Origin of the sequence: Pseudomonas sp. FSL W5-0203 (assembly GCF_001896155.1) — a bacterium.
Lineage (GTDB): Bacteria > Pseudomonadota > Gammaproteobacteria > Pseudomonadales > Pseudomonadaceae > Aquipseudomonas > Aquipseudomonas paracarnis.
This window is the reverse complement of sequence record NZ_MPOR01000078.1, coordinates 1-6,849: the sequence shown is the minus strand read 5'-3', so window position 1 is coordinate 6,849 and position 6,849 is coordinate 1. Positions and strand designations below refer to the sequence as shown.

The 6,849-nt window shown below is 58.2% G+C and carries 5 protein-coding genes; 4 read left to right on the top strand and 1 reads right to left on the bottom strand.

The window, feature by feature from the left end:
- The first annotated feature begins 115 nt into the window (after window positions 1-115).
- Complete coding sequence (locus BOP96_RS28885) at window positions 116-457, top strand: hypothetical protein (protein WP_073454700.1); 342 nt, start codon at window positions 116-118, stop codon at window positions 455-457.
- Between the two features lie 310 nt (window positions 458-767).
- Here BOP96_RS28885 and BOP96_RS28880 read toward each other — a convergent pair whose 3' ends face one another.
- The gene (locus BOP96_RS28880) at window positions 768-1,682 is read right to left on the bottom strand and encodes a LysR family transcriptional regulator (RefSeq protein WP_014718389.1); all 915 of its coding nucleotides are present in this window, start codon (window positions 1,680-1,682) and stop codon (window positions 768-770) included.
- Between the two features lie 268 nt (window positions 1,683-1,950).
- Here BOP96_RS28880 and BOP96_RS28875 point away from each other — a divergent pair, with 268 nt between their 5' ends.
- From BOP96_RS28875 to BOP96_RS28865, 3 genes are all read left to right on the top strand, one after another.
- Complete coding sequence (locus tag BOP96_RS28875) at window positions 1,951-2,973, top strand: zinc-dependent alcohol dehydrogenase family protein (RefSeq protein ID WP_073454699.1); 1,023 nt, start codon at window positions 1,951-1,953, stop codon at window positions 2,971-2,973.
- Window positions 2,974-3,678: 705 nt separating this feature from the next.
- Entirely contained in the window at window positions 3,679-5,103 is a 1,425-nt protein-coding gene (locus tag BOP96_RS28870; protein WP_175563022.1) for a hypothetical protein, read from the top strand.
- 36 nt (window positions 5,104-5,139) lie between these two features.
- A complete protein-coding gene (locus tag BOP96_RS28865) occupies window positions 5,140-6,543 on the top strand; it encodes an aminotransferase-like domain-containing protein (RefSeq protein ID WP_014718391.1) in 1,404 nt (467 codons plus the stop codon).
- Window positions 6,544-6,849 lie beyond the last annotated feature (306 nt).

Sequence of the window (6,849 nt, the reverse complement as noted above, 5' to 3'; positions counted from 1 at the left end):
AAATGGAGGTGAAGTATGGACATCAGAGATCAGAGTCAACAGCAGACCATGACTGCTCTGTGGCTATGTCCATAGTTCACAATCTTTCCTTTACATTGATGAAGTGCCAGGTGGCATGGACGACGTGGTGAAGCGTTTCGCACGTGCCAATGCTATGCCCGGAACCCAAGCATTGAATGATAATCTAGTGCTTCTGGTGAGGGTTCGTTACAAGGACAAGTTTCAAGACACGCACGAACGCTTCTTCGATGTCACGTTCACGCAAATAGAGCTTGAAAACGATCTAGGCCAAGAGCTCTTTGCAAACCGTGAAAGGCTACTTGAGGCTGGCTTGGTGGTCGATGTACGAAGGATTGCAGTGCCACGTCTGCTAGAGGTCTGGTCAAGCCTTCTGCATCCTAGGAGTGAGCTGCCGACTTTTTGGAAGCGTCTTGAAAAGCGACGACGTGAGGTCTGAATTCAGCTTGGCGATCTACACCTGAGATTTATTGCGCAGTAGGACACTCGGTTGCTCACGCATTTGGGTAGAGGGATGGCACCTTACCGGCCTACCTTGACTACCCTTTACTACGTGGTGTTTGGGAACAGCCGCGGGTGAGTTTTTGAGGAGGGCGACTGTTGGAAATCAGGCTGGGGGCATCCTTTTCAAACCATCCAAAGCATGCCCTCAGATTTGCCCCCAATGTAGCAATCCACTGGAAGTGAATGGAACTCCATGGTTTGTGGAAAGGTAGAAATGATCAGCCGAACAGCCTGCCAGACGACGCCTAAAGACTGTCAGGGTCGCCAAAAAACATCTGAATCCGCGACCTCAACCACCGCTCCCCCGGGTCATTATCCTGCGAACCCCGCCACGCCATATGCAGCTCAAACGAGCGCACCGGCAACGGCGGGTCTTCGGCACGCAACCCACCCGCCGAGGTCAGCGCTTCCGCTGCATAATCCGGCACGGTGGCCAGAATGTCCGTACCTGCCAGCAAGGTACCCAAGCCATTGAACTGCGGCACCGCGAGCACAACGTGGCGCTTGCGGCCGAGTTTTTCCAGCTCTTCATCGATAAACCCGCTCAAGTCGCCGGCAAAGGACACCAGCGCGTGGGGCCGTGAGCAGAAGTCATCCAGGCTCAGCGAGCCCGGTACGCTGTCGGCGCGCAGCAGTTTGGGCAGGCTGCGGCGCAGTACCTTGCGTTTGGCGTTGGCGGGCAGGTCGGCGGTGTAGCTGACGCCGATGGAGATTTCGCCGGAGGCGAGCAGGCCGGGCATCAGGATGTAGTTGACGCGGCGTACCACCAGCACGATGCCGGGGGCTTCGGAACGCAGGCGTTTGAGCAGTTGCGGGAGCAGGGCGAATTCCACGTCGTCGGACAGGCCAATGCGAAACACGGCGGTGCTGGTGGCCGGGTCGAATTCGGCGGCGCGGCTGACGGCGGTGGAGATCGAGTCCAGGGCCGGGGAGAGCAGGGCGAAGATTTCCACGGCGCGGGCCGAGGGTTCCATGCTGCGCCCGGTGCGCACGAACAGGGGGTCATCGAACAACCCGCGCAGGCGTGACAACGCTGCGCTGATGGCCGGCTGGCCGAGGAACAATTTCTCGGCGGCGCGGGTCACACTGCGCTCATGCATCAAGGTTTCGAATACGATCAAGAGGTTAAGGTCGACACGACGCAGGTCGTTACGGTTCATCTTGTGTCCTGGAAGAGTCAGCAAACTTGATGTGAGCGGTCACGTAGCAACCCCTGAGGTTCGATTCAGAGGGATGACCGGCATGAATCTTACGGGGAAAGGCTGGTACTCTGCACCGGCTAATTGATTTTTCCTACGATAGTTGAGGGGTGTTCCTCCTTCGCGGAATCAATGACAGGCATGTCGACTATTAATGGTGACCGGTGGTCTTACCCCCAAAGCCCAGATAAAGTTCATGGCATTAGAGGTTACTTTGACGAGGTTTGCGATGTCCCGCACGATCCGTTTTCACAAGTTTGGTCCGGCCGAGGTGCTCAAATGCGAAGAGCATGCGGCCGCGCAGCCCGCACCGGGCGAAGTGCAGGTGCGTGTCGATGCGATCGGCATCAGTTGGTACGACATTCTGTGGCGCCAGAACCTGGCGTCTTCCCATGCACGCCTGCCTTCTGGCCTGGGCCATGAGATGGCCGGGGTTGTGGTTGCCCTCGGCGACGGCGTGGATGACCTGGCGGTGGGCGATAAAGTGGCCAGTTTTCCGGCCGAGAGCCCCAATGATTACCCGGTGTATGGCGAGCAGATCGTCTTGCCCCGTTCGGCCCTGACCCGTTATCCGGATGTCTTGAGTCCGATTGAAGCGAGCGTGCACTACACGCCACTGCTGATTGCGTACTTTGCCTACATGGACCTGGCGCGGGTCAAACCCGGCCAGTTCGCTTTGGTGACCGATGCCAGCCACTGTGCCGGCCCTTCGTTTGTGCAGTTGGGCAAGGCCCTGGGTGTGCGGGTGATTGCCGCCACCAAAGACAGTACTGAACGTGAATACCTGCTGTCCCTCGGGGCAGAAAAAGTCATCGTGACCGAAGAACAAGACCTGCTGATGCAGATCAACAAGTTCACCGACAACCGGGGCGTCGACGTAGTGTTCGATGGCCTGGGTGGCCCGCAGATGTCGCTGCTCGGGGACGTCCTGGCGCCGCGCGGCAGCCTGGTGCTGTATGGCCTGCAAGGTGGCAACCAGACGCCATTCCCGGCCTGTGCGGCGTTCCAGAAGAACATTCAGTTCTTTGTGCACTGTATCGGCAACTTCACCGGCAAGCCGGAGTTGGGCATTATCCAGGATCACGTGGCGTTGCAGCGCGCGTTGCGCGATATCAACCAGCTGACAGCCGACCGGGTGCTTGTCCCACTGAAGACTACGGTATTTCCATTCAGTCAGTTCGTCGAAGCGCACCGATACATGGACGAATGCCCGTGCCGCGAACGGGTGGCGTTGCAGGTTGAAGCTGTTTGAGCTGTAGGAGTATTCGCAAATGAATACGCTGGCGCCTGAGCTGATGAGGCAAATGCGCCATTTGACAGGGCTTAACCCGCACCGGGGTTGAGCCGCCGCAGGGGCGTTCTGCCCCGTAAACAATACTGTTATTGCCTTGCGCCGCCCTGAAATCCAGTGCGGCGCTTGTGTGTGGGCGTCATTTAAGTTGGGCAGGCAGCTCATCTGAGCTGCTTTTTGACGCTGTTCTGTATCTGTTAATCATTATTTGAGTGCCGATAATTGAGTCTTCATTGTTATCTCAAGGATTGAGCCATGATGGATTACACGGCAGTTGCGTCACGCACCTTCAGAACTAACGAGGCTCGGATTGTTTTTCCCGGCAAGTGCAAAACGAATACCCTTTTGCTTTACGCGTACCCAAGGTGCGCAGGTGATTAATATTTGTCGGACAATTCTCTAATTGCTTAGTTAAAACAGTGTAGGACGTTGTCGGAACATTCCTAAGGCTAATAGCTATTTCGCTAGAGCCCGCGCATGCGCTGGATTCTCCGGCGGGGCGGCCATAGGCCCCCTCAATGCTCTCACCTGCGTTTTTGTTGCAAGGTGCTAATGTTGACTCAAACTTGTGCTGCGCACTGGATGACAAGCCTACAGATGTAATAAGTCGAGCAACGCTGTTTGGTAGTTGCTTGAAACTGATATTTCAACTCGGGTAGTAGAATGATGAGCACTATTCATGAACAAGCCATGAGCTATGTTTACCAGCAAGTTCTGCAACGTTTAATCGGGCACTTTACGCGTGCCGAACGAACGTCACTTCAATTGCTCGTTCAACGCATCGTGGTGGCCGCAGGCGGCATGGAACAAGTGGGCAATTACAAAGTACTGATCGCCCACGGTGGCGGCGAAGTGAGCAGCTACGCCCTCGCGTTGCTGCGTGCGGCGCAACTGACCATTGCCGGCCGCTCGCCCAAGACTTTTCAGATACGGGTGGCAACATTGCGGCATGCGGGTATGACTCAAGCAACGCTCGACTGCCTGAATCAAGGCTACGCAGCGCTGTTCTTCCATGACGACCCACGGGTAGAGCTGTTGATGGTGGAAAACCATGAGGTGCTGCCGTTCAACCATCAGCGCCCGGCGTCCAGTGCCGCTCGGGAAATCAGCCAGCGTAACAAACTGATGATCGGGCACCTGACGTCCGGCGATATCCGCGCCGCCCTGTGCGATGACACGCTCCTGGCCCTGGGCGATTTCTACCAGCGGGTCGCTACCTGGAACGGCGGCGTGCATGCCCTGGTCAGCGGTGATTCAGTGCGCAAGCAAAGCCAATACATCGCGTGGCTGAAAAAAAATGCGCTGGCGACCGGCCTTGCATTTGCGCCCGGCAAGCCATCGTCGCTCAATGGGTGGTTTGCACGCATGGAGGAATGGAGCGTGGGGTGCTACCGCGACCTCTATGGCGAGCACTATGCCGGCAACGAAAGTCCGGGCCGGGGCGGGCATCGTCATTTGGCCTATATCGGCATCGCTGATCTGCTCAAGGACGCCGATGTCGCCCATGCGCCACTGCTCACCGGGTTCCTCGCCTACAAACGGGACCCGTTCGAGTTCCATTTCAGCCATCCCGCCTATCCCAACCCATTGCTCATGGCGCATTTGCACGGCGTGCAGGCCCAGTGTCTGCGTGAGCTGTCCTACGAACATGGCGTCGCGGGGTTTGTTCGGCGTGCGGCAGACTTCCTGCACCGCAGGCAAGTACCGGTCGCGCTGATCAAAGAAGCGTCAGGGCCAGAGGGGCAGTTGCTGTCCACCGCCTACATTCAGGAGTTCTCCGGCCTGGACGACAGCCAGTTGACGTGCCTGTTGTTTGCGCCCTTCGTTCAACATGGCGAACGGTTGGAGAGCTTCTTGCGTCAATGCCATCCCGGCATGCTGGTGGCACTTCCTGAACTGCACAAGGCACTACAGGGCAAACCCGCTGCGGACATCCTGCACCAGTGGCTAGTGGATACCAGTGGGCTGCCGCTGCCGCTGTTGCAGCACCTGTATCGTAAGCGCCCGCTGCTGGGAGGGCGCGGCATGCGGGTATGCAAACAAACGCTGGCGCGGCCCAAGGTGCGCATCGCCCAAGTGTCGGGGCGTTAGCAGCGTGTATTCGCCAATCAAAGCCGGTGATCAACAATGAACCTTCGGGGGGAGCGGCAAGTAGACTTTGCCTATCAGGCGGTGTACCGCTACATGATCAATCTGATCAACGAAGTCAGCCGGGAAACGCCAGTGAAACTGCCTTCCCTGCGGCAGTTATCGACGCGCATGAATGTGTCGATCTCGACGATTCAGTACGCCTATTCGTTGCTGGAAAAGGAAGGACGAGTGTACTCGGTGGCCAAGTCCGGCTACTTCGCCTGGCCCGTGGCTGCAAACGCGCCCCTTATGGCGGGTACAGACTTGCTCGAGCGCTTGTACACGGCCGCCCGGCGCCCGGCGATGGTGGTGCTCAGTGGCGATGAACCGGCGCTGTTGGGGTCGCTGGATGGCGCTTTGCTGGCGCTGGAACGTCAACTGGTACGCCGGTATCCCCATCACCTGCAACCTTCGCAACCCTGTGGTGTGTGGGAGTTGCGCGCCGCCTTGGCCGCACGCTATACCTCGTCGCCCACCCGTTGTTGGCAAGCGGATGAGGTGTATGTGGGGGCCGACCTTCAAGGCGTACTGGACATCCTGATTGATGCCCTGGGCCTTAAAGGCACCGTGGTGGTGGTTGAATCTCCCTGCGATTACCTGGTGTTGCGCCTGCTACAGGCCGCTGGTGTGCGGGTCATTGAATGGCCTTGGCGCGCCGACGGCCGCCCCGATTTGGCCACTTTTGAGCACCTGCTGCGCCATGAGCCGGTGCACTTGGTGCTGCTCTCGTCCGTGGTCAGCATGCCCTCGGGTAACGCCATGACCGAGCCCGAGCGGCTGCACGTAGCGCGTCTGCTCGACCAGCACGGCTGCTGGTTGCTGGAGAACGATACCTTTGGTGACCTGAGCTTTGCGCCGCCCGGATCGGCCTTGCGCGGCCTGGTCAACCCAGAGCGGCTGATTGTGTTTTCTTCGTTCGAAAAGGTGTTGGGCCCGGAGGCGCCCTTTGGTTACCTGCTGGCGCAGCAGATGAGCAGTGAATTGCAGCGCCAATTCTTACTGCGTTCGTTTCGACTGTCCGCTATCCGACAACGCGCCATTGCCCGGCTGTACGAAAGCGGTCGGTTCGACCAGCACCTGCAGACGTTGCGCCAGCGCCTCCATGAGCAGGCGCACGCCATGAGTCACCGCTTGGATGCGCGTATGCAAGGGCGTGTGCACTACCGCATGCCCGTGGCCGGGGCGAGTTTCTGGTTGCAGTCCATGGCGCCGGTGGACATGCGCCTGGTATTCCAGCGCATGCTCGCCCAGCAGGTGGTGATTGCCCCCGGCGAGCTCTTCAGTCTCAGTGGTTTACATCACCAGCATATGCGCTTGAGCCATACCTTCAGCGGCCATCCCAACCTGGACATCGCCCTGGATACGCTGGCGCAGTCACTACGGCAGGCGCAGACTGAGTAGGAGCGAGCTTGCTCGCGAAAAACGTCAACGATAACGCGCGCTGCCTGAATAGACGCGGCGCCTGTGCGTTTTTCGCGAGCAAGCTCGCTCCTACAACTATCCAATGTGGGAGCTGGCTTGAACTGCGATAGGCATAGGTATCTACACAATTTTGTAGGTTGTAGCAGCCAACGGTAACCACGATGCGAAGCGAGCCGCTCTTGATCTTGATCTGCTTTTGATCTCAAGCGCCCCGTTAAACCACGCTGGCCGGAATTCGACAGGGATTTGGGGGGTAAACCGGCAGGGATGCCGGTTTAGCCGCCC

Excerpts from the sequence above, each read along its gene's own strand:
- BOP96_RS28875 (WP_073454699.1), top strand. The coding sequence starts at position 1,951 with ATGTCCCGCACGATCCGTTTTCACAAGTTTGGTCCGGCCGAGGTGCTC.
- BOP96_RS28880 (WP_014718389.1), bottom strand. The coding sequence starts at position 1,682 with ATGAACCGTAACGACCTGCGTCGTGTCGACCTTAACCTCTTGATCGTA.
- BOP96_RS28885 (WP_073454700.1), top strand. The coding sequence starts at position 116 with ATGGACGACGTGGTGAAGCGTTTCGCACGTGCCAATGCTATGCCCGGA.
- BOP96_RS28865 (WP_014718391.1), top strand. The coding sequence starts at position 5,140 with ATGAACCTTCGGGGGGAGCGGCAAGTAGACTTTGCCTATCAGGCGGTG.
- BOP96_RS28870 (WP_175563022.1), top strand. The coding sequence starts at position 3,679 with ATGAGCACTATTCATGAACAAGCCATGAGCTATGTTTACCAGCAAGTT.